Source organism: Burkholderiales bacterium (genome assembly GCA_013695435.1).
Lineage (GTDB): Bacteria > Pseudomonadota > Gammaproteobacteria > Burkholderiales > JACMKV01 > JACMKV01.
Genome location: JACDAM010000268.1, coordinates 1 through 2037, shown reverse-complemented (window position 1 = coordinate 2037; position 2037 = coordinate 1). Strand labels below are relative to the sequence as shown.

Sequence of the window (2037 nt, the reverse complement as noted above, 5' to 3'; positions counted from 1 at the left end):
ATTGTGTGAACCGTTGACGCTCTACGAAGCCTGCTCTTTCATCAGCAGAATCAGCCTCGCGGATTGATGAACGGGCTGGCGTCCCGTATAATTCCTGTGGTCAAGCGGGAGAGGCTTTTAGCCTTTCCCGCTTCCACATCTGCCATTCAAACTTCACACAAGTCCTGTAGGAGCGGTTCGTGCTGCAACGTCAACCTGCGATTCTGGCGCTTGCCGACGGCACCATTTTTCGCGGCGCGGCAATCGGCGCCGACGGCGCCGCGGTCGGTGAAGTCGTATTCAACACCGCGATTACCGGCTATCAGGAAATTCTGACCGATCCGTCGTACTGCCGGCAGATCGTGACGCTGACCTACCCGCACGTCGGCAATACCGGGGTCAATGTCGAAGACGCCGAATCCCGCCGGGTTTACGCGGCGGGCCTCGTCATCCGCGATTCACCGTTGACGACCAGCAACTGGCGTTCAACGCAGGATTTGCCGAGCTTCCTGAAACAGCAAAGCGTCGTCGCCATCGCCGACGTCGACACGCGAAAATTGACGCGTATTCTGCGCGAAAAAGGTGCGCAATCCGGCTGCATCATGGCTGGCGATTTCGATGAAGCGGAAGCCTTGCGCCTGGCGCGCGCGTTTCCCGGACTGGCCGGCATGGATCTCGCGAAAAGCGTGAGTTGCACGGAATCCTATTCGTGGAACGAAGGCCAGTGGGCGCTCGGCGCGGGTTATCGCGTGCACAGCGATGCGCGCTATCACGTCGTCGCTTTCGATTACGGCATCAAGCGCAACATCCTGCGCAAACTGGCGTCGCGCGGTTGCCGCATCACGGTATTGCCGGCGCAGACCACGGCTGCGGATGCGCTGGCGCTGCAGCCCGACGGCATCTTTCTGTCGAACGGGCCCGGTGATCCCGAGCCGTGCGATTACGCGATCAGCGCGATTCGCGAATTGCTCGAACACAAGGTGCCGACTTTCGGCATTTGCCTCGGCCACCAGTTGCTCGGCCTCGCCTCCGGCGCGAAAACCGTGAAGATGAAATTCGGCCATCACGGCGCCAATCATCCGGTGCACGACGTCGACAGCCGGCGCGTAATGATTTCGTCGCAAAACCACGGCTTCGCCGTCGATGCCGCCACCTTGCCGGCGAACACCCGCGTTACGCATGTTTCATTATTCGACGGCAGCTTGCAGGGTTTTGAACGCACCGATGTGCCGGCTTTCTGTTTCCAGGGCCACCCCGAAGCGAGCCCCGGGCCTCACGATGTCGATTATCTGTTCGATCGCTTTATCGAGATGATGCAAAACAAGAGTAGCGCAACCGTCAACATTTCCGGAGGACCATCATGAGCAAGACGCAACTTCCAGCTTTCCCCATCGCGGCTGCAATCGCGGCGCTGCTCGCGGCTTGCGGCCCCGGCGACACGCCGCCCGCGGAGAAATCCGCCGCCCCTGCGACAGCGCCCCAGGCCGACGCTCAGGACGCGGCGAAGCCCGAAGAACCCCGCATGCCGAGCGAAGGCGGTCTGCCGGGTTTGGCCGAAGGCTTGTTCGGCGAAAAAGAGAAGGAGCAGGAGAAGAAGTGATTGACGACGATAAAAAATAATGAAGGCGTGAAGAGCCAAGAATGAAACGTGAGATGTACCTCTCGCGGGACGTCGTTTTTTCTTCACTTTTCACGCTGCATTATTCGCGTTCCTGAAGATGGCCAAGCGAACCGACCTCCGATCGATCCTGATCATCGGCGCCGGGCCGATCGTCATCGGCCAGGCATGCGAGTTCGATTATTCCGGCACACAGGCGATCAAGGCGCTGAAGGCCGAGGGCTACCGGATTGTCCTGGTCAACTCCAATCCCGCCACCATCATGACCGACCCCGATCTCGCCGACGCGACCTATGTGGAGCCGATCACGCCCGAGTTCGTGGCCCGGATCATCGAGAAGGAGAGGCCGGACGCGGTGCTTCCGACGATGGGGGGCAGACCGCGCTCAACACGACCTTGGCGCTGTTCAAGGACGGCACCCTCGACAAGTACGGAGTCGA

Annotated in this window: 2 protein-coding genes and 1 pseudogene; all 3 read left to right on the top strand. The window is 60.4% G+C overall.

The genetic code is table 11. The annotated features are described in order from the left end of the window. Positions 1 to 179: 179 nt before the first annotated feature. Positions 180 to 1343: a glutamine-hydrolyzing carbamoyl-phosphate synthase small subunit gene (gene carA / locus H0V78_13155; protein MBA2352685.1), complete on the top strand. Its 1164-nt coding sequence runs from the start codon at positions 180 to 182 to the stop codon at positions 1341 to 1343. After that, on the top strand, positions 1340 to 1579 hold the full coding sequence (locus H0V78_13150; protein MBA2352684.1) for a hypothetical protein: 240 nt from the start codon (positions 1340 to 1342) through the stop codon (positions 1577 to 1579). The genes carA and H0V78_13150 overlap by 4 nt, the downstream gene beginning before the upstream one ends. Before the next feature lie 118 nt (positions 1580 to 1697). Further along, positions 1698 to 2037, top strand: a pseudogene (locus H0V78_13145) (carbamoyl phosphate synthase large subunit).

Bases quoted from the DNA above. Each gene is read 5' to 3' on its own strand.
- H0V78_13150 (MBA2352684.1), top strand. From the start codon at position 1,340: ATGAGCAAGACGCAACTTCCAGCTTTCCCCATCGCGGCTGCAATCGCG.